The sequence below is a fragment of the Zhongshania aquimaris genome (assembly GCF_019312595.1).
Lineage (GTDB): Bacteria > Pseudomonadota > Gammaproteobacteria > Pseudomonadales > Spongiibacteraceae > Spongiibacter > Spongiibacter aquimaris.
In genome coordinates, this window is the sequence record NZ_JAHWDQ010000003.1 from 59,734 (window position 1) to 82,873 (window position 23,140).

General features: G+C 49.4%; 21 protein-coding genes. 11 read left to right on the top strand and 10 right to left on the bottom strand.

The features are described from left to right. Window positions 1–173: 173 nt before the first annotated feature. Window positions 174–2,318, top strand: a complete 2,145-nt coding sequence (locus tag KXJ70_RS11860) for a carboxy terminal-processing peptidase (protein WP_255558443.1) — start codon at window positions 174–176, stop codon at window positions 2,316–2,318. 91 nt (window positions 2,319–2,409) lie between these two features. Here the strand turns inward: KXJ70_RS11860 and gorA are convergent, their stop codons facing one another. From gorA to KXJ70_RS11895, 7 genes are read right to left on the bottom strand one after another with little or no spacing between them, the layout of a single operon-like run. Continuing rightward, window positions 2,410–3,762, bottom strand: coding sequence for a glutathione-disulfide reductase (gorA, locus tag KXJ70_RS11865; RefSeq protein WP_219043730.1), 1,353 nt, complete (start codon window positions 3,760–3,762; stop codon window positions 2,410–2,412). A gap of 38 nt (window positions 3,763–3,800) precedes the next feature. Beyond that, window positions 3,801–5,204 carry a siroheme synthase CysG gene (gene cysG / locus KXJ70_RS11870; protein WP_219043731.1) on the bottom strand — a complete coding sequence of 468 codons (1,404 nt, stop codon included), beginning with the start codon at window positions 5,202–5,204 and terminating at the stop codon, window positions 3,801–3,803. A gap of 3 nt (window positions 5,205–5,207) precedes the next feature. Continuing rightward, window positions 5,208–6,512, bottom strand: coding sequence for a serine--tRNA ligase (gene serS, locus KXJ70_RS11875; RefSeq protein ID WP_219043732.1), 1,305 nt, complete (start codon window positions 6,510–6,512; stop codon window positions 5,208–5,210). Between the two features lie 38 nt (window positions 6,513–6,550). Next, window positions 6,551–6,922 (bottom strand): fluoride efflux transporter CrcB, encoded by a 372-nt coding sequence (gene crcB, locus KXJ70_RS11880; protein WP_219043733.1) that lies wholly within the window; start codon window positions 6,920–6,922, stop codon window positions 6,551–6,553. Window positions 6,923–6,967: 45 nt separating this feature from the next. After that, complete coding sequence (locus KXJ70_RS11885; protein ID WP_219044217.1) at window positions 6,968–8,230, bottom strand: replication-associated recombination protein A; 1,263 nt, start codon at window positions 8,228–8,230, stop codon at window positions 6,968–6,970. Between the two features lie 35 nt (window positions 8,231–8,265). Further along, window positions 8,266–8,877, bottom strand: a complete 612-nt coding sequence (lolA, locus tag KXJ70_RS11890) for an outer membrane lipoprotein periplasmic chaperone LolA (protein WP_219043734.1) — start codon at window positions 8,875–8,877, stop codon at window positions 8,266–8,268. Window positions 8,878–8,884: 7 nt separating this feature from the next. Then, window positions 8,885–11,209, bottom strand: a complete 2,325-nt coding sequence (locus tag KXJ70_RS11895) for a DNA translocase FtsK (RefSeq protein ID WP_219043735.1) — start codon at window positions 11,207–11,209, stop codon at window positions 8,885–8,887. Window positions 11,210–11,477: 268 nt separating this feature from the next. On the opposite strand from KXJ70_RS11895, the gene trxB reads away from it, so the two are divergent. From trxB to infA, 4 genes are all read left to right on the top strand, one after another. After that, the gene (gene trxB, locus KXJ70_RS11900; protein ID WP_219043736.1) at window positions 11,478–12,428 is read left to right on the top strand and encodes a thioredoxin-disulfide reductase; all 951 of its coding nucleotides are present in this window, start codon (window positions 11,478–11,480) and stop codon (window positions 12,426–12,428) included. Between the two features lie 18 nt (window positions 12,429–12,446). Beyond that, a complete protein-coding gene (gene aat / locus KXJ70_RS11905; RefSeq protein WP_219043737.1) occupies window positions 12,447–13,172 on the top strand; it encodes a leucyl/phenylalanyl-tRNA--protein transferase in 726 nt (241 codons plus the stop codon). 2 nt (window positions 13,173–13,174) lie between these two features. Beyond that, on the top strand, window positions 13,175–13,879 hold the full coding sequence (locus tag KXJ70_RS11910) for an arginyltransferase (RefSeq protein ID WP_219043738.1): 705 nt from the start codon (window positions 13,175–13,177) through the stop codon (window positions 13,877–13,879). 149 nt (window positions 13,880–14,028) lie between these two features. Then, the gene (gene infA, locus KXJ70_RS11915) at window positions 14,029–14,247 is read left to right on the top strand and encodes a translation initiation factor IF-1 (RefSeq protein WP_022957154.1); all 219 of its coding nucleotides are present in this window, start codon (window positions 14,029–14,031) and stop codon (window positions 14,245–14,247) included. An 11-nt stretch (window positions 14,248–14,258) separates the two neighbouring features. On the opposite strand, the gene clpA is transcribed toward infA, so the two are convergent. Both clpA and clpS read right to left on the bottom strand, forming a co-directional pair. Then, window positions 14,259–16,538, bottom strand: a complete 2,280-nt coding sequence (clpA, locus tag KXJ70_RS11920; RefSeq protein WP_219043739.1) for an ATP-dependent Clp protease ATP-binding subunit ClpA — start codon at window positions 16,536–16,538, stop codon at window positions 14,259–14,261. Window positions 16,539–16,569: 31 nt separating this feature from the next. Next, a complete protein-coding gene (clpS, locus tag KXJ70_RS11925; protein WP_219044218.1) occupies window positions 16,570–16,917 on the bottom strand; it encodes an ATP-dependent Clp protease adapter ClpS in 348 nt (115 codons plus the stop codon). Between the two features lie 193 nt (window positions 16,918–17,110). Between clpS and KXJ70_RS11930 the strand changes: the two genes are divergently transcribed. Continuing rightward, window positions 17,111–17,323, top strand: a complete 213-nt coding sequence (locus tag KXJ70_RS11930; RefSeq protein WP_219043740.1) for a cold-shock protein — start codon at window positions 17,111–17,113, stop codon at window positions 17,321–17,323. Between the two features lie 59 nt (window positions 17,324–17,382). On the opposite strand, the gene icd is transcribed toward KXJ70_RS11930, so the two are convergent. After that, complete coding sequence (gene icd, locus KXJ70_RS11935) at window positions 17,383–18,639, bottom strand: NADP-dependent isocitrate dehydrogenase (RefSeq protein WP_219043741.1); 1,257 nt, start codon at window positions 18,637–18,639, stop codon at window positions 17,383–17,385. A 132-nt stretch (window positions 18,640–18,771) separates the two neighbouring features. Between icd and KXJ70_RS11940 the strand changes: the two genes are divergently transcribed. From KXJ70_RS11940 to purB, 5 genes are read left to right on the top strand one after another with little or no spacing between them, the layout of a single operon-like run. Further along, window positions 18,772–19,431 carry an rRNA large subunit pseudouridine synthase E gene (locus KXJ70_RS11940; protein WP_255558444.1) on the top strand — a complete coding sequence of 220 codons (660 nt, stop codon included), beginning with the start codon at window positions 18,772–18,774 and terminating at the stop codon, window positions 19,429–19,431. A gap of 46 nt (window positions 19,432–19,477) precedes the next feature. Next, window positions 19,478–19,915: an NUDIX hydrolase gene (locus KXJ70_RS11945; protein ID WP_219043742.1), complete on the top strand. Its 438-nt coding sequence runs from the start codon at window positions 19,478–19,480 to the stop codon at window positions 19,913–19,915. 32 nt (window positions 19,916–19,947) lie between these two features. Further along, window positions 19,948–21,054: a tRNA 2-thiouridine(34) synthase MnmA gene (gene mnmA / locus KXJ70_RS11950; protein WP_255558445.1), complete on the top strand. Its 1,107-nt coding sequence runs from the start codon at window positions 19,948–19,950 to the stop codon at window positions 21,052–21,054. Then, entirely contained in the window at window positions 21,051–21,716 is a 666-nt protein-coding gene (gene hflD, locus KXJ70_RS11955) for a high frequency lysogenization protein HflD (protein ID WP_219043743.1), read from the top strand. Before mnmA ends, hflD begins: the two co-directional genes overlap by 4 nt. 59 nt (window positions 21,717–21,775) lie before the next feature. Continuing rightward, the gene (gene purB / locus KXJ70_RS11960; protein WP_219043744.1) at window positions 21,776–23,140 is read left to right on the top strand and encodes an adenylosuccinate lyase; all 1,365 of its coding nucleotides are present in this window, start codon (window positions 21,776–21,778) and stop codon (window positions 23,138–23,140) included.

The following is a 23,140-nucleotide window of genomic DNA, read 5'->3' on the forward strand; positions in this document are numbered from 1 at the left end:
CGCGGGAAAACATCAAGGAATATGTCGATTTGATAAATTATATTCGAAGAAAAGCAACAGGGAATTAGAGCGTGTAACGCCGGACTTCGTTTGAAATGTCCGTCATACCTGCATTTGGCAGGCTGGCGGTGTACCATAGTAACGTCCACCTAGGCTTTGAGATGCGGTATTCAATGTTAACGATAAAATCCTCTCGCAACGGCAAATTCACCAGCGCGTTAATAGTCGCCCTGCTCCTTTCAATAGTCAGTCTGGCGAGTATTGCCGAAGAGGCTCTCAAGCCCCTGACTGCTGAAAAGACGCACAAGACAGCGATTCACGATATGGTTGATCAGCTTAATCGCCGCCACTACGTAAAACTGACCTTGAATGATGATTTTTCTGGCAAATTGCTCGATGCCTTTATCGATGATTTAGATCCTAACCGCCTATTCTTACTCAAAAGTGATATTGATGAATTTCAAAAATATCGCACCCGACTCGATGACGAGCTCAAAAAATCAGACCTCAGCGCCGGTTTTTATATATTTAATCGCTACCGCGAGCGCATGATTGTCCGCCTTCAATACATCCAGGATTCGTTGGCTAAAACCGTCCCCGCAATGGATTTCAATGTTAATGAAGACATTGAACTTGATCGCACCGATGCGGAATGGCCCGCAGATCAAGCAGAAGCAAATGAAATTTGGCGCAAGCAAATTAAAAATCGTGTTTTAGGCTTACGCTTGGCCAAAAAAGATGACAAAGCGATAATCGAATTACTTACAAAGCGGTTTAAGAACCAAATTAAGCGCATGAAGCAGTTGGAGGCCGAAGACGCCTTCCAGATTTACGCCAATGCCTTTGCGTCACTTTACGACCCGCACACCGATTACTTTTCACCGCGTATTTCTGAAAATTTTCAGATTAATATGAGCCTCAAGCTAGAAGGGATTGGCGCGGTGTTACAAATGGAAGACGACTACACCAAAGTCGTGCGCCTGGTACCCGCAGGCCCCGCTGACAAACAGGGACAATTGCAGCCCGCCGATAGAATTATTGGCGTGGCACAGGGTAAAAAGGGTGAGATGCAGGATGTTATCGGCTGGCGATTAGACGATGTCGTCGATCTTATCCGTGGAACGGCGGGTTCGTTTGTACGCTTGGAAGTTATTCCCGCCATCGCCAAAAGTGACGAAACCCATCATGAGATTATTATCGAGCGCAACGAGGTAAAGCTCGAAGATCAAAGCGCTAAGGGTGAAATGATCGATATCACCGACAGCGACGGCGAAGTCCATCAAGTTGGCGTCATCCATGTGCCTACATTTTACCTGGATTTTGAAGCCTATCGAATGGGTGATACTGAATTCCGTAGCACAACCCGTGACGTGCATCGTATTTTAGGCGAACTACTTAGTCAGGGCGCCGAAGGCATTGTTATCGATCTTCGCGACAATGGTGGCGGCTCATTGGCAGAAGCAAATGGCATGGTTGGTTTGTTCATTGAATCTGGCCCTACTGTGCAAATTCGCCAAGCAAATGCCCGAGTTTTACGAGAAGGCAAACGTCGCAGTTCACCCTACTACACCGGCCCCTTAGCGGTACTTATTAACCGTATGAGCGCTTCTGCGTCGGAGATTTTTGCAGGTGCCATTCAGGATTACCAACGCGGTTTAGTGATTGGAACCCAGTCCTTTGGCAAGGGTACTGTGCAGTCGGTAAACGCGCTTGGCCACGGCCAATTGAAGTTAACAGAGTCTAAGTTCTACCGAATTTCAGGTGACAGCACCCAAAACCGAGGAGTTATTCCCGACATAGCCTTTCCTCCCCTCTACAACAAGGAAGACATCGGCGAAAGCGTGCTCGACAATGCGCTGCACTGGGACAGAATTCCGCAGACAAATCACAATTATTATTTTGATTTAAAAGCGAGTATCGACACCTTACAGCGCAAACACGAGAAGCGCATAGCAAAAGATCCAGATTTCCTTTTCTTGCAAGAGCAGATTTCAATAGTCGAGGGTTTGCGTAATAAAACCCATTTATCTTTGAATATAGATTTGAGGAAAAAGGAGCGCGACACGCAAAAGGTTCAACAGTTGGCAATGGAAAATCGCCGCCGTGTTGCCAAGGGCGAGGAACCGCTTGAGTCTCTCGAAGAAGACTCTGCCGACGAGCTCGCGATGAGCGACGAAGAGGTTGAGGCAAAAGCAGAAACTGATAAAGACGACGAGGACAAGGACAAAGAGCCCGACCCCCTAATGACTGAGGCAAGTCACATACTGGTCGATGCACTACCGTATTTTCTACCCGAGCGTTTAGCAAGACGCCCGTAATACGACTTGCAATCACACCCTGCGGTCTAGGTGTTCAAACGAGGTATGCCGCTAGCAAGACTATTTAAATTCTTCTAGCGGCATACCTTGTTTAGCGGGTCGCTTCCCTCATCGTCACGAACTCTTCCGCCACTGTTGGGTGTATACCAATAGTGGAATCGAAGTCGGCTTTAGTCGCCCCCGCTTTAATTGCCACTGCCAAGCCTTGAATGATCTCACCGGCGTCGTCTCCCATCATATGAGCCCCAACGACCTTGTCACTTTTCTTATCAACAATAAGCTTTAAAAACGTCTTGCTGCTATTGCCGCTCAATGTATGTTTGAGGTGGGTAAAACGCGAGGTAAACACCGCTATCTCGCTATAGCGCTCTCGGGCCTCTTCTTCACTAAAACCGACCGTGGCAAGATTGGGCTGTGAAAAAATAGCGGTGGGGATAAAACTGTAATCGAGAACCGTGTTATCCCCTTTAAACAATCGCTTCGCCAAATTCATACCTTCAGCGAGCGCTACTGGGGTTAATTCCATACCACCAGTGACATCACCGACGGCGTAAATTGAGGGCTCCGCTGTTTGAAAACCGGTATCCACGTCAATATAACCCTGCTCGTTGAGACTAACCTTGGTATTTTCCAGACCGAGGCCCTCAAGCAAGGGTTTACGTCCCGTCGCATACAAAACCTGATCGGTAAGCAGCGTCGCACCACTTTCTAAACTTAGAAGATATTGACCGCCCTGCTCAGAAATTGCAGTGACATTGTCGTTGAAACGCAGCGCAATGCCTTTTTGCTTCATCTCTATGGCTAATTGCTCGCGTATCTCGGTATCAAAGCCACGTAGAAATAAGTCGCGACGATAGATTTGTTCAACTTCGACACCAAGACCGTGGAGAATGCCGGCAAACTCGGTAGCAATATAACCGCCGCCGACAACAACAGCGTGTTTGGGCAATTTGTCTAGATAGAATAATTCATTAGAACTGATTGCGAATTCGCGACCGGGAATATTAGGAATAAACGGCCAACCGCCTACCGCGATCAGAATGTTTTTAGCGGTATATCTAACACCGTCAACTTCGATTGTATTGGCGTCGACAAAACGGGCGTGGCCATTAATGAGCTCGACGCCGGCATTGCGCAATAAATTGCCATAAATACCGTTAAGACGTTCAATTTCCTTGGTTTTGTTATCCCGTAGACGCGGCCAATCTAAATCGCTCACAACGCTGTCCCAGCCAAAGCCGCGAGCGTCGGCAAAGTCCTCGCCGTAATGGGCTGCATAACTAAACAGTTTTTTGGGTACGCAGCCGACGTTTACACAGGTGCCACCCAAGTAGCGCGACTCTGCGATGGCGACTTTTGCACCAAATCCCGCCGACATCCTTGCTGCCCTAACCCCTCCGGAACCCGCACCTATAACGAATAGGTCGTAGATTGTGTCGCTCACGCCTTCTCCTTGCTATTTAGGATTTAAAATTTGTACCGCTAAACTGAGGGCGAGGCTAGGTCGTACTTTTCATACCAAGCGAGTTTTTCACGCAGTTTGACCACCTCACCCACAATAATGAGCGTCGGAGCCCGCACCGGCTCTTTTTTTAATGCGTCGACTATCGTCGCCAACGTAGCGACCACTACCTTTTGATCTGGTGTCGTTCCCTGTTGCACAACGGCAATTGGGGTGTCTTGCGGTCGCCCAAATTCAATGAGTTTTTCGCAGATACTCGGTAAACCAACTAGTCCCATATAAAAGACGACAGTTTGCGACGGCCTTACCAATTCTTCCCAGGGCAAATTAATGCTGTGATCTTTGAGATGGCCAGTAACAAACCGTACCGATTGCGCGTAGTCACGGTGTGTAAGTGGAATACCCGCATAACTTGCGCAACCCGCAGCCGCGGTTATGCCGGGGACAACTTGAAACGGAATTTTGTGCTCAGCGAGCTCTTCAATTTCTTCACCGCCGCGGCCAAATATGAAGGGGTCACCGCCTTTTAAGCGAGCGACTTTTTTGCCCTCTTTCGCGTATTTCACTAGTAAGCTATTAATATCATTTTGTGGCACAGCGTGGTCTGCTCGTGCCTTGCCCACATAGACACGCTCGGCGTCTTTGCGGCACATATCGACAATGGCCGGCGCAACCAAACGATCATATAAAACCACGTCTGCGCGCTGCAGTAAGCGCAGCGCTTTAAATGTCATCAGGTCGGGATCTCCCGGCCCTGCCCCAATTAAATAGACTTCCCCACCCGGGTCGATGGTGCCTTTTTTAATGGCTTCATCCAGCATATTTGCCGCAGCCTTATCATTTCCGGCAAATACCATTTCGGCAATCGGTCCCTGCAGGGTTTGCTCCCAAAAATGTCGGCGGTCTTCAATATCCTCGAAACGGGCTTTTACTGCGTCGCGGAACTGACCTACCAATTGGGTTAGTCGCCCATAAGACGCGGGAATACTTGCCTCTAATCGCGAGCGCATCATACGGGCAAGTACGGGACTTTTGCCGCCGCTGCTCACTGCGATCATTAAGGGCGAGCGGTCAATGATGGCGGGCAGAATGACACTACATAAATCGGGACTATCAACGACATTTACTGGAATATGGCGTTGATGACAGTCGGCGGAAACCTGGCTATTTAGCGCGTGATCATCGGTAGCAGCAACGACTAAAAAAACATCATCTAATAGATGATCTGCGTAGTCGCCGCGAATACATTCACCACCGGTATTCAGACAGAGGGTGGACAGCTCAGGCAATATATCGTGGGCAACAAGACGCAACTTTGCACCCGCCTTACACAATAGACGGGCTTTTCGCAAGGCAACTTGACCACCACCAATTAACAAACAGGGCTTATTTCGAACATCTGTAAACAGTGGCAGAAATTCCATTACTCAGAGCTCACCGGCTCGCAGCTGCTCTATTCCGCCCATATAAGCTCGCAGCGCCTCAGGTACTGTGACCGAGCCGTCGGCTTGTTGGTAGTTTTCGAGTATGGCCACTAAGGTTCTGCCTACCGCGAGACCAGATCCATTCAACGTGTGTAGTAACTCAGTTTTACCGGTCTCAGGATTGCGCCAGCGCGCTAACATTCTTCGCGCCTGAAAATCGCCGACATTACTGCAAGAAGAAATCTCCCGGTAAGCACTTTGCCCCGGCAGCCACACTTCTAAATCGTATGTTTTACGCGCTGAGAAACCGAGGTCACCGCCACAGAGGATCACTTTACGATAGGGCAAATTAAGCTTCTGTAGAATTGCTTCGGCGTGACCGGTCAGTTCCTCGAGCGCCGCATCGGACTCATCGGGACGAACAAGTTGCACCAGTTCTACTTTTTCAAATTGGTGCTGACGAATCATGCCCCGTGTATCTCGGCCGTAGCTGCCAGCTTCGCTTCTAAAGCAAGGCGTATGGCAGGTAAAACGCAATCCTCTTCCTAGTTCCGCAGCTTCGACAATGGTGTCTCGATACAAATTGGTAACGGGAACTTCGGCCGTCGGAATCAAGTAATATTCTGAGTCGCCATTTAGTTTAAACAAGTCGGCTTCAAACTTGGGAAGCTGGCCCGTACCGCGCAGTGAGTCGGCATTGACCATATAGGGTACATACACTTCTTGATAGCCGTGCTCGCGGGTGTGGGTATCTAGCATCAGCTGTATTAAAGCGCGATGCATGCGAGCCAAGCCGCCGCGCATTACCGCGAACCGGCTGCCAGTTATTTTTGTGGCCGATTCAAAATCCAGGCCGCCAATATTCTCGCCTACATCGACATGATCTTTAATCTCAAAGTCGAAATTTCTAGGCTCTCCCCAGCGAAGCACTTCAATATTACTTGATTCGTCTTTGCCTTCTGGCACATCGTCTGCGGGTAGATTTGGCACCGTCATCAGCAACTGGTCGAGGGCATCATTCGCCTCTTTCGCCTGCAGTTTAAGCGCTTCCAATTCAGCTTCGATTTTCGCTAAGGTGTCGTTCACTTGCGCCTTGGCATCGTCGATATTCAAGCCGGATTTTATTAGTTCGCCAATTTGTTTTGAGGCCTTTTTACGCTCGGCCAACAGGTTTTGACTATTGATATCTGCCTGTTTGCGAACGGCATCTAGTGCCTCGAATTGCTCAATATTTAAAACAAAATATTTTTTGTTCAGCGCGCCGGCAACTGCCTGTGGGTCGAGCCGGACCTGCTTAATATCTAACATTAAAATAAATCTCCAACATACTGTATTTAAATATATTTCTACCTAGTCAAGCTCATGCCTAACCAGCAACCTACAACGCAGCTTGTCAGTGTTGCGAGCATATAAAACAATGCCATCGCGATCTTCCCAGCCTCCAACATCGCGACGGATTCTAAAGAAAAGGTCGAGAATGTGGTGAAGGCTCCCAGAAACCCCACCATAAGAACGTAGCGCCAATCGGCGTGCAAACTCGACTTTTCAGTGATCAGAATATAGAGCGCACCGATTGTAAAAGAGCCGACAATATTGACCGCAAATGTGCCTAATGGCCAGTGCACTTGGGCCAAATAAATATTTACCGCGCGGCCCACACCGTAGCGACTTAAGGCGCCGCAGGCACCCCCTAGGGCAATTAAGAAATAGATCTGCACGAATGTTGTCTCCGAATTGTCGCGCGCTATTCTACCGCATTCGGCTCAACGATAGCGTGTCTGAGGTGACGCTGCATCCAGTTGACGCAAATACCTCAGCTTTTCGGCGATTTTTTTCTCTAAACCGCGCTCCACTGGCTGGTAGTAAACCTTGTCCTTAATAGCTTCTGGCAAGTAGTTCTCGCCAGCGGCGTAGGCGTCGTCTTCATCGTGGGCGTAGCGGTAGCCATCGCCAAAGCCCTGCGTCTTCATCATTCCAGTCGGTGCATTGCGCAGGTGCATTGGCACGTCATGGCTTGGCATAGCCGCAATATCGCGACGAATTGCATTATACGCCGTATAAACTGCGTTACTTTTTGGCGCCGCGGCCAAATAACACACCGCCTGCGCCATGGCTAACTCGCCCTCGGGACTCCCCAAGCGCTCTTGGACATCCCAGGCATCAAGGCAAATCCGCAGCGCACGTGGATCCGCATTACCAATGTCTTCACTTGCCATGCGAACTAATCGGCGGGCGATATAAAGAGGCTCACAGCCGCCATCAAGCATGCGCGCAAACCAGTACAGAGCACCATCTGCCGAACTGCCTCGCACAGATTTATGCAGGGCTGATATCTGTTCGTAGAAAAGGTCACCGCCCTTATCAAAACGGCGGGGCTGGCCATAAAGTACCTGGCCGACAATATCATCGCTAAGCACCCTGCCGCCTTCGTTGTTGATAACCATATCGCCGGCTAATTCAAGGAGATTTAACGCACGTCTTGCATCGCCGTCGGCGTGGGCCGCAATGCGGCTGATTTGACTTGCGTCGATCTCCCAGCCTTCGCGTCCAGCAGCGTGTTTAATAATGTCGCAAAGGGCGTCGTCAGTGAGAGCTCGCAGTTGGTAAACGCGGGCCCGCGATAAAAGCGCATTATTGATTTCAAATGAGGGGTTTTCAGTGGTGGCGCCGACAAAGATGACAGTGCCATCCTCTACATACGGCAAGAATGCATCTTGCTGAGATTTATTAAAGCGATGCACTTCGTCAATAAACAGAATGGTTTGGCGTTGAAAAAATTGCTGCTTTTTCGCCTCTTCAACTGCCGCCCGAATATCTTTTACACCAGCTAGTACCGCTGAAATACTTATGAAATGGGCATCGCAGAGTTGTGCTATCAATTGTGCAAGGGTTGTTTTACCTACGCCTGGCGGTCCCCAGAAAATCATTGAGTGAAGCTGACCGTAATCTAAGGCCCTGCGCAGTGGCTTGTCCTCTGCTAATAGGTGCTCTTGTCCAAGATAGTATTCCAGTGATTGCGGACGCATCCGCGCTGCCAGCGGTATTGCCGGTAAACCTTCGCTCAAGACTTCCGCGCCTTTTCTTCGTTAAATTCGAAAAGTGTAGAGTCAAATTTAACGTTGTATTTAGGCTCTATAAAATTAATTTGAGTGGTTTGCTCTAGGGTATCTGTCAGGCGCATACCGATGAGCTTACCCATATTAAACATCAGACGCATTTCAGTAAAAGCGCCCTGCTGCTTGGGAATTAAGATGAATTCCCGCGTATTGCCACCTTTAATCACGCTGACGTCATAGTCTGCCGCTAACTGGTCGATGGAGGCGCCTATAATCATCGCCGGCGTCTGCGACAACTCTGAGTCAAAAGGGTCAGTGTTTAATTGATCGAGATCAGCGTCATATCGCCAAACGGTTTTGCCATTGCTGACGAGCAAATAACGAAAGGGTTCAAGACTTTCCCAGTGAATATTATTAGGTCGTTTTAATGCAATTGTGCCTTTGCTTTCCTGCAGCAACTCACCGCTTGCATCTTTTACCTGCTGAACGAATTTGGCGCTCAGGCTTTGCGCTCCGGAAAGGTGTAAATGAAGCTGGGCTACATCGCCACCGGCGTTAGCAGAAACCTGAATGAAAGAAAGGCACAACAAAAGTAACAATCGACGCATAGTAATCATTTTTACTCTAATCACGTGGTGGTGGCGCCAGCACTTCTCGGCTTCCATTGCTGGCCATTTCAGTTACGACACCAGCCGCTTCCATTGTTTCAATTAATCTTGCGGCACGATTATAGCCTATGCGTAATTTCCTCTGAACAGCGGAAATAGAGGCCCGTCGGCTTTGGGTCACATACTGCACCGCCTCGTCATATAAAGAGTCACTTTCGCCATCATCGCCACCACCCTCAGGTGGCATTCCCGGCATTGTGTCGGTTGTGCTGCCCTCTTCTAAGAGGCCATCAATATATTGGGGCTCACCACGGCGCTTCCAGTCAGCGACAACGCGATGCACTTCTTCGTCCGACACAAATGCGCCGTGAACCCGCATTGGAATCCCGGCACCTGGCGGCAAATACAGCATGTCGCCGTGGCCCAAAAGCTGCTCCGCGCCGCCTTGATCCAAAATGGTTCGCGAGTCGATCTTAGACGAAACCTGAAAACCGATACGCGTCGGTACGTTGGCTTTGATTAAACCCGTGATAACGTCAACCGAGGGGCGCTGCGTAGCGAGCAACAAATGAATCCCCGCCGCCCGTGCTTTTTGTGCGATTCGGGCTATTAATTCTTCTACCTTCTTACCGACGATCATCATCATGTCGGCGAATTCGTCAATAACCACGACGATTGAAGGCAAAACCTCTAAATCTGGAGCCTGTGCTTCTTCTAGCCCCGCTTGATAATGCTCTTCTGGCTTCCAGAGCGGATCTTTAATCGGTTCGCCAGCGAGAATGGCGTCTTTGACCTTGCGGTTAAAGCCAGCCAAATTACGAACACCCATTTTCGACATTAATTTATATCGACGCTCCATCTCTGCCACGCACCAGCGCAAGCCGTTGGCGGCATCTTTCATGTCGGTGATAACGGGGGTCAATAAATGCGGAATACCGTCGTATACCGACAGTTCCAGCATCTTTGGGTCGACCAGCATCAGCCGGACTTCTTCTGGTGTTGATTTGTAAAGGAGGCTTATCAGCATGGCGTTTACCCCAACTGATTTACCCGAGCCGGTGGTGCCGGCGACCAAAAGATGCGGCATTTTGCCCAGGTCAGCACAGACCGGCTCACCAGATATATCGTGACCCAGAGCAAGCGTTAACGGTGATTTGCTGGCATCAAAAACCTCTGATGACAGTACATCATGGAAGTTAACAATTTCTCGATCTTCATTGGGAATCTCTATCCCCACATAAGGTTTACCTGGAATAACCTCGACAACACGAACGCTAACAACAGCCAAGGAACGCGCCAGATCTTTCACCAGATTAGAGATTTTACTGACCTTAACACCGGCATCTGGCTCGAGTTCAAAACGGGTAATAACGGGGCCTGGGAACACGGCTACAACCTTTGCAGACACCCCAAAATCGAGCAACTTTATCTCAAGTAGACGTGACATCGCGTCGAGCGTTTCTGGAGAAAACCCCCGTTCCGGATTATGAATCGCTTTATCGAGCAAGCTTAACGACGGTAAGGTTCCCGTTACCGGCCCATCGAATAACGAGGTTTGACGTTCTTTTTCTGGCCGAGATGATTTCGCCACCGGTTTCGGCGGCGGCGCGATTTGCGGCGGAATACGCGTTTTCTGAATCTCGGTCTTGGTGGTAAACGCCTCGTGACGCTCCTTGGCTGCGGTTGCTGCCTTTTTACGCTCTGCTCGCGCTTGACGATAGTGGTAGATTGCGTCGCTAGCCTTATCAAACAGTCGCAGGGTTAACGCACCCACGGCATCCATCAGTTTTATCCACGATAAATCGGTAAATACGGTTAAGCCAAATAGCAAAATCGCAATTAGCAGTAAACGGCTGCCAAATTCATTGAATGACGCCAAGGTCGCATGGCCAACGGCGTCGCCCAAAACACCACCTGCCCCAAAGGGCAAGCCGCTATTGCCAAAATCGCCGTTCGCAGACAAGCCGGTGCTAGATATCATGACCAGTATTAGGCCAATGATACGCAGCGAGAAAATGAGCGAATCAAATGCCGGCGGTCGGTAGCGCGACTTAAACAAACGCCACGCCCTAAACCCCAGCATGCTCGGAAACAAATAAGCCATATAGCCAAACAGCGCAAAAAACACATCTGCTAGCCACGCACCCACAGGCCCGCCGGCATTCATGACGCCATCGCCATTCCCGGTTCTAGACCAGCCGGGGTCATTGCCGCTATAGGTTAAAAGTGATACGAAGATATAAATGCATACGGCGACAAAGCCGATTAACAGGCCCTCTCGCAGCCGTAAATGCAGAATTTGACGGTTATCCGCCGCTGATTTTGTTGTCGGTTTAGGCAAAAGAAATTATTTTCCTTGTTACTTCTCGCTTAAACGGTCAGCCCATACAAGCTATGATGCCGTCGCGAGAAAACATAATGGTTTACTAAGGCTGGCAACAAGCCTATTGAATATCGTAATTTGGGCCCAATATTATCACTATGTCAGGGCATTTGTCGCCGCGAAGACATTTTGATGCGGATAACGAATTCCCCTATGATATGCGCCTTATATCAGTCAATTTGGATTGAACTGAGTTCACTCCCCCTGAATGGAATACAGTAAATTTATGAGCGACAGCCAACACCACCGCCTAATTATTCTCGGTTCAGGCCCCGCCGGTTACACCGCCGCAGTGTACGCTGCCCGAGCCAACCTTAAGCCTGTTGTTATTACTGGCATTCAACAAGGTGGTCAGCTAACCACGACAACGGATGTTGATAACTGGCCTGGCGATCAAAACGGTGTGCAAGGGCCAGAGTTAATGCAGCGGATGCAAGAGCATGCCGAACGCTTTGATACCGAGGTTATTTTCGATCACATCGAGTCGGTCGATCTCAAAAAGAAGCCATTTACACTTACCGGCAGCAAAACCTACACCTGTGATGGCTTAATTATCGCAACAGGTGCGTCGGCACAGTACCTTGGCCTCGCCTCTGAAGAAGCGTTTATGGGTAAAGGTGTTTCTGCTTGTGCGACCTGCGACGGTTTCTTTTATCGCGGCAAAAAAGTTGCTGTTATTGGCGGCGGCAATACCGCTGTTGAAGAGGCGTTATATTTATCGAATATCGCGTCGGAAGTCACCTTGGTTCACCGTCGCGACAGTCTTCGTTCAGAAAAAATACTGCAAGATAAGCTGCTTGAGCGCGCAGCCAATGGCAACGTGAATATTTTGTGGAATAACACCTTAGATGAGGTCCTGGGCGACGACAGCGGTGTGACAGGCATACGCATCAAAAGCACCAAAGATGGCAGCACACAGCAACTTGATCTTGCCGGTGTGTTTATAGCTATCGGACACAAGCCCAATACCGATATATTTGAAGGCCAACTAGACATGAAAGATGGCTATCTGAAAATTCACAGTGGCACAGAAGGCAATGCCACCCGCACCAGCGTAGAAGGTGTTTTTGCTGCTGGCGATGTTGCCGACCACATCTATCGTCAAGCAGTCACCTCAGCTGGTTTCGGTTGTATGGCGGCGCTCGACGCTGAACGTTATCTCGACGATCTAGCGTAATAAACTGCAGCTTATCAAATGCCGACTATTCCTTGGCTCGACATCGATAAGCTCGATTTCCCTGATATCGATAGCGCCTTAGATGACCCCAACGGCTTGCTAGCCGTTGGCGGTGATCTCAGTACAGATCGTATATTAGCGGCCTACCATCAGGGTATTTTTCCATGGTACGAAGAATCGCAGCCGATTCTTTGGTGGTCCCCAGAACCGCGAACAGTGCTAAATCCAGAAGACGTATATATTAATCGCAGTTTGCGCAAAGCCTTGCGACGCGAAGATTATTCCGTCAGCTTTAATCGCGCATTTAATGACGTACTCGATGGCTGTGCAGAACTTAGCCCAAAACGGCCAGGCACTTGGATCACCGACGACATGCGCACTGCCTATCGAGCCCTTCACCAACAGGGTTGGGCGCACTCGGTAGAAGTTTGGCGGGAAGAACGGTTAATAGGCGGCTTATACGGCATGGGTATTGGCCAGGTATTTTTTGGCGAATCCATGTTTAGTCGTGAGGCCAATGCCTCTAAAATAGCGCTGGTACATCTCTGCGGCCAAATTCAAGAATGGGGATATCCTCTCATTGATTGTCAGGTAGGAAATGACTACCTTGATAATATGGGCGCACAGGAAATCTCTCGGGAAAAGTTTCGGCAGCACCTTAGCGTATATACCAACCTCCCCGGGCACCCCGTGGCAAACTGGACTATGAATTGGCGTTACGGGCAAAAAACGCTAGCGGAATAGGCATGACCGACTCGAAGGAAATAAAACTTTACGCTACCCACCCTCACCCCTGTAGTTATTTTGGTGACCGCGAAGCGCAGACTATATTCATTGATCCAGATATGTCGCCCTCGCGCCTGCTCTACAGCGAATTGTCACGGCGGGGTTTTAGACGTAGCGGAAATCATATTTACCGACCTGACTGCAAACGCTGTAAAGAGTGTATTGCCAGTCGAGTCCCAGTAATGACATTTGAGGCAAGCCGAAGCCAACGCAGAACAATAAATCGTAACGCAGATTTATCTACAGAGGTTTTATCAGCGCCATCAGCGCAAGCATACCCACTATACGAGCGTTATATAAATGGCCGCCACCGCGATGGTGATATGTTTCCACCCTCACGCGAACAGTTCGACAGCTTTTTAGGCGAAAGTAGCGCAACAACAGCATACGTCCATTTTTATGCTGAGGCGGCCTTAGTCGCCGTTGCGGTAACCGATATACTCGATGATGGTTTATCCGCCATTTATACCTTTTATGACCCCGATCTAAACAAGCGAAGTCTGGGTGTTTACGGTATTCTTTGGCAAATTTCCCACGCGAAATCTTTAAATTTGCCCTATGTTTATCTTGGATATTGGATTCGTGACTGCCAAAAAATGGCTTATAAAACCGACTACCGCCCTATAGAACTACTAATTAACAGTCGCTGGGTTCGACTCAACTAAGCGCCAAGTGAAACTCTGCTTTATCACTACCCTATGTAAATTGCCAAGCTCGGCAAATTCAGGCAAAATGCGCGCAGTTTTGACAGCCCCCAGTGGCCTCAGTGCTACTCACTCATTAATTCTTAAAGACTTTCGAGGATAGTTGCCGAATGGCGAAAGAAGACCAGATAGAAATGGAAGGCGAAGTCATTGACACATTGCCCAATACCACTTTTCGTGTGCGCTTAGAAAATGGCCACGTTGTGACAGCCCATATCTCAGGCAAAATGCGCAAGCATTACATCCGGATTTTAACGGGTGATAAGGTCAAGGTTGAACTGACCCCCTATGACCTTACCAAAGGCCGCATTACCTTCCGCGGCCGTTAAGGGCGATTAGCTTAATCGCAGGTCTGGCTCTCCTCCTCATCCACCGTTTCTGCGGTTAGAGCTAGACCATCACCTTTGACGGTGATACTCACCACCCCACCACATTTCTCCAGGCTGCCAAATAGAACCATTTCAGCGAGTGGTTTCTTGATGTGCTGCTGAATGATGCGTGCCATTGGCCGCGCCCCCATGGTTTTGTCATAACCATTCTCAACTAACCAGCGGCGTGCAGCATCGTCCACATTCAGCACCACTTTTTTGTCGTCTAACTGCGCCTGCAATTCAACCAAGAACTTGTCGACAACGGTTAAAATAACGTCAGACTGCAGCGGCGCAAAGGAAATAACACTGTCCAAGCGATTGCGGAATTCTGGTGTGAATAAGCGGTTGATCGCCTCGCTAGAGTCGGTTTGATTATCCTGCTCTGTAAAACCGATTGAACGGCGGCTCATACTTTCAGCGCCGGCATTGGTCGTCATGACAAATATCACATTGCGGAAATCTGCCTTGCGACCATTATTGTCGGTTAGAGAACCATGATCCATGACCTGTAGGAGCAGATTAAACAAATCAGGGTGGGCCTTTTCAATCTCGTCTAACAGCACCACAGAGTGGGGATGTTTGGTGACGGAATCGGTTAGCAAGCCGCCTTGATCAAAACCAACATAACCTGGGGGCGCACCAATAAGACGAGATACGGTATGGCGCTCCATATACTCCGACATATCGAAACGAATCAGCTCTAAGCCAAGCAGTTTGGCTAGCTGCCGGCAAATCTCGGTCTTACCAACACCAGTTGGGCCGGCTAGCAAGAAGCTCCCTATTGGCTTCTCTGCTGACTTCAAACCTGCGCGCGCAAGTTTAATGGATGCACTGAGTTCCGATACCGCTTGATCTTGACCGAAGACCACCATTTTGAGATTGTCTTCGAGCTTGGCCAATGACGCTTTATCGTCTGACGACACGCTTTTAGGGGGTATACGCGCAATCTTAGCGACAATCGCCTCCACTTCCGCGATATCAATTTTTTCCACTCTGTTTTCTGGTTTTTGCAGACGCTGGTAGGCACCCGCTTCGTCGATCACATCAATTGCCTTATCAGGCAAAAAGCGATCATTGATATAGCGGGCCGACAACTCTGCCGCTGAGCGCAATGCGCCATCGGTATACTTGAGGTCGTGATGACTTTCAAAGCGCGAGCGCAGACCTTTCAATATTAAGAAGGTATCTTCCACTGACGGCTCGTTTACATCGACTTTTTGGAAGCGACGGCTCAACGCGCGGTCCTTATCAAAAATACCGCGATACTCTTGGAAGGTAGTTGACCCAATACACCGCATCTGTCCAGAGCTGAGCAGCGGCTTTAAAAGATTGGACGCATCCATCACACCACCGGAGGCCGCGCCGGCACCAATGATAGTGTGAATCTCATCTATGAACAGAATGGCGCCTTCACGCTTCTTAAGGTCGGCGAGTAAGCCTTTTAAGCGTTTTTCAAAATCACCGCGGTATTTTGTACCGGCAAGCAATGCGCCCATATCTAACGAATAAACCACGCTGCCGATAAGGACATCGGGCACTTCGCCATCGACGATACGCTTTGCCAAGCCCTCAGCGATCGCGGTTTTACCAACGCCGGACTCACCAACGAGTAGAGGGTTGTTTTTGCGTCGGCGGGTAAGGATCTGCGCAACGCGCTCGACTTCTTCAGCACGCCCAATCAGCGGGTCAATCCGCCCCGCCTTGGCCTCTTCATTTAAGTTAGTGGCAAAATTTTCAAGTGGGCGCTGCTCAGGATCGCCATTTTCACCTTCTTGATCTTGCTGTTGATCGTGCTCAAGCCCCTCGGCGCCAGATACTTTTGAGATGCCGTGGGTAATATAATTCACGACGTCTAGACGATTAACATTTTGGGATTTTAAAAAGTAAACAGCTTGGCTTTCCTGCTCACTAAAAATGGCAACCAGCACATTTGCGCCGGTGACCTCTTGCTTACCGGAGGACTGCACATGGAATACCGCTCGCTGAAGCACGCGCTGAAAGCCCAGTGTGGGCTGCGTATCGCGCTCTGCGTCGTCTTCAGGAATGCGCGGCGTGGTGGCCTCAACAAACTCTTTTAGCTCGCCCTTGAGCTGAGTTAAATCAGCACCGCAGGCTAGCAGCACCTTAACAGCAGCCTCATTGTCTGCTAAAGCCAGTAGCAGGTGCTCAACCGTCATAAACTCATGTCGACGACTACGAGCCGATTTAAATGCCTGGCTCAATGTTGTTTCGAGATCTTTGCTCAACATAGACTACGTCCGCCCTTTGACATTACAAACTTCAATCATCGCTTTCTTCTATCTCAGCAAGTAGCGGATGGCCATTATCTCTTGCGTACTGGTTTACCTGTGCCGCTTTGGTTTCCGCGATATCTTTGGTAAACACGCCGCACACCCCTTTACCTTTGGTGTGTACTGCAAGCATTACTTGGGTGGCGCGCTGCCGATCCAAATAAAAGAAGTCCTCTAAAATTTCGACAACAAACTCCATCGGAGTGTAATCATCGTTCAACAAGATCACCGCATACATGCGTGGCTTCTTCAATTCAGGCTTTGCCTCTTGAATTGCTAAGCCATTACCGTGATCTTCGTCGGCTTTATTACCTGAGTTTTGTATATCAATGTTCATTTTCACTGGCTTTACCTGAGCTTATCACCACTATAACCCCACGCAATAGGGAAATTCACCAACTTAACGACTTACATCTTCTTCACTTGACGAAGAGGCCGGACTGTTTTAAAAATGGGGGCTAAGTCGCAAAATACAAGGTAGTTTGCGTAAATATGACAATAACTATAACGACAATTAAGGATAAAAAGCTATGCAGCAGGGTGTTGTAAAGTGGTTCAATAACGCCAAGGGCTACGGTTTCATTGTTTCAGAAAATAGTGAAGATGAGGTTTTTGCGCACTATTCGGCTATTACAATGGAAGGCTACAAAACCTTAAAAGCGGGACAAAGCGTGAAGTTTAGTGCGGAGCCAGGCCCCAAAGGACTTCATGCGACCAACATTCAGGCATCAGACGAAGAGTAAAAGAAGAAAGTTTCCAATTTAGAGATTTTGCCACCGGCAGCGCCGGTGGCAAAATGGCTTTACGCCATGTGCTTAACGATAGCATCACCGAATTCAGAACATTTCAGCAAGGTTGCACCTTCCATCAAACGCTCAAAATCGTAGGTTACCGTCTTCGCTTGGATTGCGCCGTTCATACCGTCAATAATCAGGTCAGCAGCTTCATTCCAACCCATGTGACGCAGCATCATTTCAGCAGACAGGATCAAGGAACCTGGGTTTACCTTGTCCAGGCCTGTGTACTTAGGTGCAGTACCGTGGGTAGCTTCAAACAAGGCAATGTTATCGCTCAAGTTTGCACCCGGTGCGATACCAATACCACCAACCTGGGCGGCAAGTGCATCAGACAAGTAGTCACCATTCAAATTAAGGGTAGCAATGACGCTGTATTCGTCTGGACGCAGTAAAACCTGTTGCAGCATGGCGTCAGCAATAACATCTTTAACGACGATTTCTTTGCCGGTATTAGGGTTGTTAAACTTAACCCATGGGCCGCCATCAATCAGCTCTGCCCCAAACTCATTGACCGCCAGTTCGTATGCCCAATTCTTGAAAGCACCTTCGGTGAACTTCATGATATTGCCTTTGTGTACGATGGTCAGTGACGGCAAATCTTGATCGATGGTGTATTGCAATGCCTTACGAACTAGGCGCTCGGTACCTTCTTTAGATACCGGCTTGATACCGATACCACATTCTTGCGGGAAGCGGATTTTAGTAACGCCCATCTCTTCCTGTAAGAATTCGATGACTTTATCAGCTTCTGGTGTGCCCGCTTTCCACTCAATACCCGCGTAAATGTCTTCTGAGTTTTCGCGGAAAATAACCATATTGGTTTTGCCCGGCTCTTTAACCGGAGAAGGTACACCTTCAAACCAGCGCACTGGACGCTGACATACATAAAGATCTAGTTCTTGGCGCAACGCGACGTTCAGTGAACGGAAGCCGCCGCCGACGGGCGTAGTCAAAGGACCTTTTATGCCTACGACATAGTCTTTAATTGCATCTAGAGTTTCTGCCGGGAACCAGTCACCGTCGTATAGCTCTGCTGCTTTTTCGCCAGTGTAAATTTCCATCCAGCTGATTTTCTTGGCGCCTGAGTAGGCTTTTTCAACGGCTGCATCAACTACGTTGATCATCACCGGAGTAATGTCGGCCCCGATGCCATCACCTTCGATAAAAGGAATAATTGGCCGATCGGGTACATTGAGGGAAAGATCCGCATTAACGGTGATTTTCTCGCCCGCAGTAGGTACCTTGATATGTTGGTATCCCATTTTTGACTCCATGGTTTATGAGTTAGTATCTGTGCTAGTGCTCGCTCAAATAATGAAAACAGCTACATATTGCTACAATGCAGCTTCTGCAAAAAGCGCGGCATTATAACACTTTATACCCAGATTTCTTCTATGAATGAGCCTATTTTTATCGTGTGTGATATTTTTCTTTTTAACAAGCCCTACCAAGTGATGAGTCAATTCACCGACTCAGATGGGCGAGCCAACCTGTCTGATTACATCAGGATACCGGCCATATATCCAGCGGGAAGGCTCGATTATGACTCAGAAGGCTTGATGATTTTAACAGGCGACGGTGAACTTCAGCACCAGATAAGCCATCCGCGCCACAAGCTCCCAAAAACCTACTGGGTGCAGGTCGACGGCGACATCAACGAAGAGGCATTAAAACAACTGCGAGCCGGCGTGGGTCTCAATGATGGCCCAACCCTGCCGGCAATTGCAGACAAAATTGTTGAGCCAGCGTCACTCTGGCCCCGCACTCCTCCTGTGCGATTTCGAGCCAACATCCCCACCAGTTGGATAAGCCTTACCATTAGCGAGGGTCGCAATAGACAGGTTCGGCGCATGACGGCTGCCGTGGGCTTTCCGACACTGCGCCTGATCCGGGCTAGCATTGGCAATTGGAACATAGAAGGCTTGGCGCCAGGCGAGCACACCTCGGCCACCCTGGGGGCGGAATTTATTCGCTACAAGCCACAAAACACCCGCAAGCCAAAACCTAACTACCGCAAATCCACTAAACCATCAGGGCGCAAGCGTAGTCCTTAAACCTCTGCTCCTGTTACAATCCGCACTTTAAAGGCCGGATACATTTATGGAATGGCATCCACATGTCACCGTTGCAACATTGGTTGAGAATGACGGTAAGTTTTTATTTGTCGAAGAAATTAAGCATGGCCGCAGAGTCTTAAACCAGCCAGCCGGTCATCTTGAAGAAAACGAGAGCTTAATAGAGGCTGCTCTCAGAGAAACATTAGAAGAGACACAGTGGCGAGTAGAGATCTTAGGCGTGGTTGGCGTAGGCCTCTACAAAGCACCCGCCAATGGCGTGACCTACCATCGAACCAGTTTTTTCGCTCGTCCCATCGCGTTTTGCCCTGAGCAAAAACTCGACATAGATATTGAGCAGGCCATTTGGTTAACGCCCGATGAGCTAAGAGAGCGCCGCGGGCAACTTCGCAGCCCATTGGTCCTGGAGTGTTTAGAAAGATATTTACAGGGTCAGCGCCACCCACTATCAATGATTTACTAGCGCAGCGAACTCACCGCGTAACGGATACATGAATGATTCAGAAAGACCCCAGTGACACTAAAGTTATCGTCGGCATGTCCGGCGGTGTCGACTCCTCGGTATCTGCCCTACTCTTGATTCAACAAGGCTTTCAGGTTGAAGGCTTGTTCATGAAAAACTGGGACGAAGATGACGGCACGGAATACTGTACTGCCAAAGACGACTTAGCAGACGCCAGCGCTGTTTGCGATAAACTGGGCATACACCTGCACACCGCAAATTTCGCCGCCGAATACTGGGACAATGTATTCGAGCACTTTCTTGAAGAATACAAAGCCGGCCGGACACCTAACCCCGATATCCTGTGCAATCGCGAAATTAAGTTTAAAGCCTTTCTTGAGTACGCCATGGCCTTGGGGGCAGATTACATCGCGACCGGCCACTATACGCGGCGACGCGACATTAACGGGACAAGCCAGCTATTAAAAGGACTAGATCCGAATAAGGATCAAAGCTATTTTCTGCACGCCGTAGGCAGCGAACAATTGGCCAAAACCCTATTTCCGGTGGGTGAAATCGAAAAACCCGAAGTGCGGGCGCTGGCGGAAAAACACGGACTGATCACCCACAACAAAAAGGACAGCACCGGTATCTGTTTTATCGGCGAGCGACGCTTTAAGGATTTCCTCCAGCAGTATTTGCCAGCCAAACCGGGCAGAATTGAAACCCTTGATGGTATCGATATGGGCCAGCACAGTGGCTTGATGTACCACACCATCGGTCAGCGCCAAGGCCTTGGCATAGGCGGCGTAAAAGGCGGCGGCGAAGAACCCTGGTACGTTATCGATAAGGACCTTGAGCGCAATGTGTTATTAGTAGCACAGGGTAGCCAACATCCCTCTTTGTTCAAGCAGGCGTTACAGGTAAGCGACATTCACTGGATTAGCGGGCAAGCACCAATACTCCCGCATAATTGCACAGCCAAGACCCGCTACCGCCAAGCCGATCAGCATTGCGAAATACGTCCTACTGACACCGGCTTTGACGTGCATTTCAGCGAAGCACAGCGTGCCATCACACCCGGCCAATCAGTCGTATTCTACGACGGCGACGTGTGCCTTGGCGGCGGTATTATCGAAGCGGGATATCAGTATCAATGAGTGACGACAAACAAATCACGCCGACAGACAAAGACTTCCAGGCTAGGCAACAAATCTTGGCTCTCGCCGCAATTGTGCAGGCAGCGGTTCTGGTCGATCAAATAGCGCGTACCGGCCAAGCTGAGCCGCAAGCGGTAGAGGCAACCATAGAAAGCCTATTCGCCTTTTCTGCTAATACCGTTGAAGAAGCCTATGGCAGCTTAGAGAATTTGGAAATTGGCGTGCGCGGACTGCGGGATTTACTCAGTGGCAATGACTACGGCGAGCGCAAAAGTGTTATGCGCTATTGCCTAGGCGTGCTGCACCTACACAAAAAATTGCGCGGCGACGCGGATACGAGTGCAATATTGCGCAGCCGCCTGCAGCATACCGCCAAGCAAAAATCTTTTAATGGAAATGATATCAACACCTTATCGAATTCTCTTTCAGCTATTTATCAAGATACAATTTCCAAGTACAACTTTAGAATCCAAATCACTGGCAGCGCGCAAGAGTTGCAAAACGCCAATAATGCGGCTCGAATTCGCACGCTATTGTTAGCCGCAATTCGAGCGGCCTACCTGTGGCATCAAGCCGGCGGTAGTCGCTGGAAGCTGGTGCTGCAACGAAATCGAATTTTCGCCCAAACCAAACAACTGTTAGCGACTGAAATCCGACGTTAATTCATGTATTATTGCGCGCTTTCCGCACTGCCCGCCCCGATTTAGAAAAGGTATTTACTATGGACTTATCCGCGCTTTCTGCCATCTCCCCCGTCGATGGCCGCTACGGCAACAAAACATCTAGCTTGCGCCCTGTTTTCAGCGAATTCGGTCTGATCAAGTATCGCCTCATCGTTGAAGTGCGCTGGCTCCAGCAACTTGCTGCCAACCCAGCCATCGGTGAAGTACCAGCTCTTAGCAGTGACGCGAACGCCGTCTTAGAAGCACTAATTAGTAATTTTGATGAAGTTGGCGCGCAGAAAGTCAAAGACATTGAGGCCACCACCAATCACGACGTAAAAGCGATTGAGTACTTTATAAAAGACGCCATTAGCGCCAATGCAGAATTGGCTGCTGTCTCTGAGTTCGTGCACTTTGCCTGCACCTCGGAAGATATCAATAACCTGTCCCACGCGCTCATGCTGAAAGAAGGTCGCGAAATACTGCTTAGCGAATGCGACGCCATCATCGACAAGCTCACCACCCAAGCCCACGAATTTGCTGAAATTCCCATGCTGTCGCGCACCCACGGCCAAACCGCCAGCCCAACCACTATGGGCAAAGAATTTGCCAATGTTGTTGCGCGTCTGCGGCGTCAGCGCCACGTCATAGCAAGTATTGAACTGCTAGGTAAAATTAACGGCGCGGTAGGCAACTACAATGCACACCTGTCGGCTTACCCAGACATTGATTGGGAGGCAAACGCAGGCGACTTTATTAGTAAGCTCGGTATCACTTGGAATCGCTACACCACCCAAATTGAACCCCACGATTACATCGCCGAATTATTTGATGCCATTGCCCGCTTCAACACCATCTTAATTGACCTTGATCGCGACATTTGGGGCTATATCTCGCTGGGCTACTTTAAACAGCGCACGATTGCCGGCGAAGTGGGCTCGTCGACCATGCCGCACAAAGTGAATCCCATTGATTTTGAAAATTCGGAAGGCAACCTCGGAATAGCCAATGCCGTTCTTCACCACCTGGCCGTCAAGCTACCCATCTCACGCTGGCAGCGCGATCTGACCGACTCTACTGTGTTGCGCAATATGGGCGTGGGCATTGCCTACAGTTTGATGGCGTATCAGGCCACTATGAAGGGCTTGAGCAAGCTAGAAATTAACGTTGCGCGAATAGCGGCGGATCTTGATGACAGCTGGGAAGTACTTGCCGAACCTATTCAAACGGTTATGCGTCGCTACGGCATTGAAGAGCCGTACGAAAAATTGAAAGCACTTACCCGCGGCCAGCGTATTACGGCTGATATATTAAAAGCCTTTGTAGACACCCTTGAAATGCCCGACACAGCGAAGGCCGAATTGCGGGAACTGACGCCGGCAAGCTATATCGGCAACGCCGTTACCCAAGCTAAACGGATTTAA

What these genes read in the sequence shown, in the direction of transcription:
- KXJ70_RS11940 (WP_255558444.1), top strand. Translation starts at nt 18,772, where the DNA reads ATGAATGAGCCTATTTTTATCGTGTGTGATATTTTTCTTTTTAACAAG.
- serS (WP_219043732.1), bottom strand. Translation starts at nt 6,512, where the DNA reads ATGTTAGATATTAAGCAGGTCCGGCTCGACCCACAGGCAGTTGCCGGC.
- KXJ70_RS11910 (WP_219043738.1), top strand. Translation starts at nt 13,175, where the DNA reads ATGACCGACTCGAAGGAAATAAAACTTTACGCTACCCACCCTCACCCC.
- mnmA (WP_255558445.1), top strand. Translation starts at nt 19,948, where the DNA reads ATGATTCAGAAAGACCCCAGTGACACTAAAGTTATCGTCGGCATGTCC.
- KXJ70_RS11930 (WP_219043740.1), top strand. Translation starts at nt 17,111, where the DNA reads ATGCAGCAGGGTGTTGTAAAGTGGTTCAATAACGCCAAGGGCTACGGT.
- clpS (WP_219044218.1), bottom strand. Translation starts at nt 16,917, where the DNA reads ATGAACATTGATATACAAAACTCAGGTAATAAAGCCGACGAAGATCAC.
- lolA (WP_219043734.1), bottom strand. Translation starts at nt 8,877, where the DNA reads ATGATTACTATGCGTCGATTGTTACTTTTGTTGTGCCTTTCTTTCATT.
- trxB (WP_219043736.1), top strand. Translation starts at nt 11,478, where the DNA reads ATGAGCGACAGCCAACACCACCGCCTAATTATTCTCGGTTCAGGCCCC.
- icd (WP_219043741.1), bottom strand. Translation starts at nt 18,639, where the DNA reads ATGGGATACCAACATATCAAGGTACCTACTGCGGGCGAGAAAATCACC.
- infA (WP_022957154.1), top strand. Translation starts at nt 14,029, where the DNA reads ATGGCGAAAGAAGACCAGATAGAAATGGAAGGCGAAGTCATTGACACA.
- KXJ70_RS11885 (WP_219044217.1), bottom strand. Translation starts at nt 8,230, where the DNA reads ATGCGTCCGCAATCACTGGAATACTATCTTGGACAAGAGCACCTATTA.
- aat (WP_219043737.1), top strand. Translation starts at nt 12,447, where the DNA reads ATGCCGACTATTCCTTGGCTCGACATCGATAAGCTCGATTTCCCTGAT.
- KXJ70_RS11945 (WP_219043742.1), top strand. Translation starts at nt 19,478, where the DNA reads ATGGAATGGCATCCACATGTCACCGTTGCAACATTGGTTGAGAATGAC.
- purB (WP_219043744.1), top strand. Translation starts at nt 21,776, where the DNA reads ATGGACTTATCCGCGCTTTCTGCCATCTCCCCCGTCGATGGCCGCTAC.
- KXJ70_RS11860 (WP_255558443.1), top strand. Translation starts at nt 174, where the DNA reads ATGTTAACGATAAAATCCTCTCGCAACGGCAAATTCACCAGCGCGTTA.
- cysG (WP_219043731.1), bottom strand. Translation starts at nt 5,204, where the DNA reads ATGGAATTTCTGCCACTGTTTACAGATGTTCGAAATAAGCCCTGTTTG.
- hflD (WP_219043743.1), top strand. Translation starts at nt 21,051, where the DNA reads ATGAGTGACGACAAACAAATCACGCCGACAGACAAAGACTTCCAGGCT.
- clpA (WP_219043739.1), bottom strand. Translation starts at nt 16,538, where the DNA reads ATGTTGAGCAAAGATCTCGAAACAACATTGAGCCAGGCATTTAAATCG.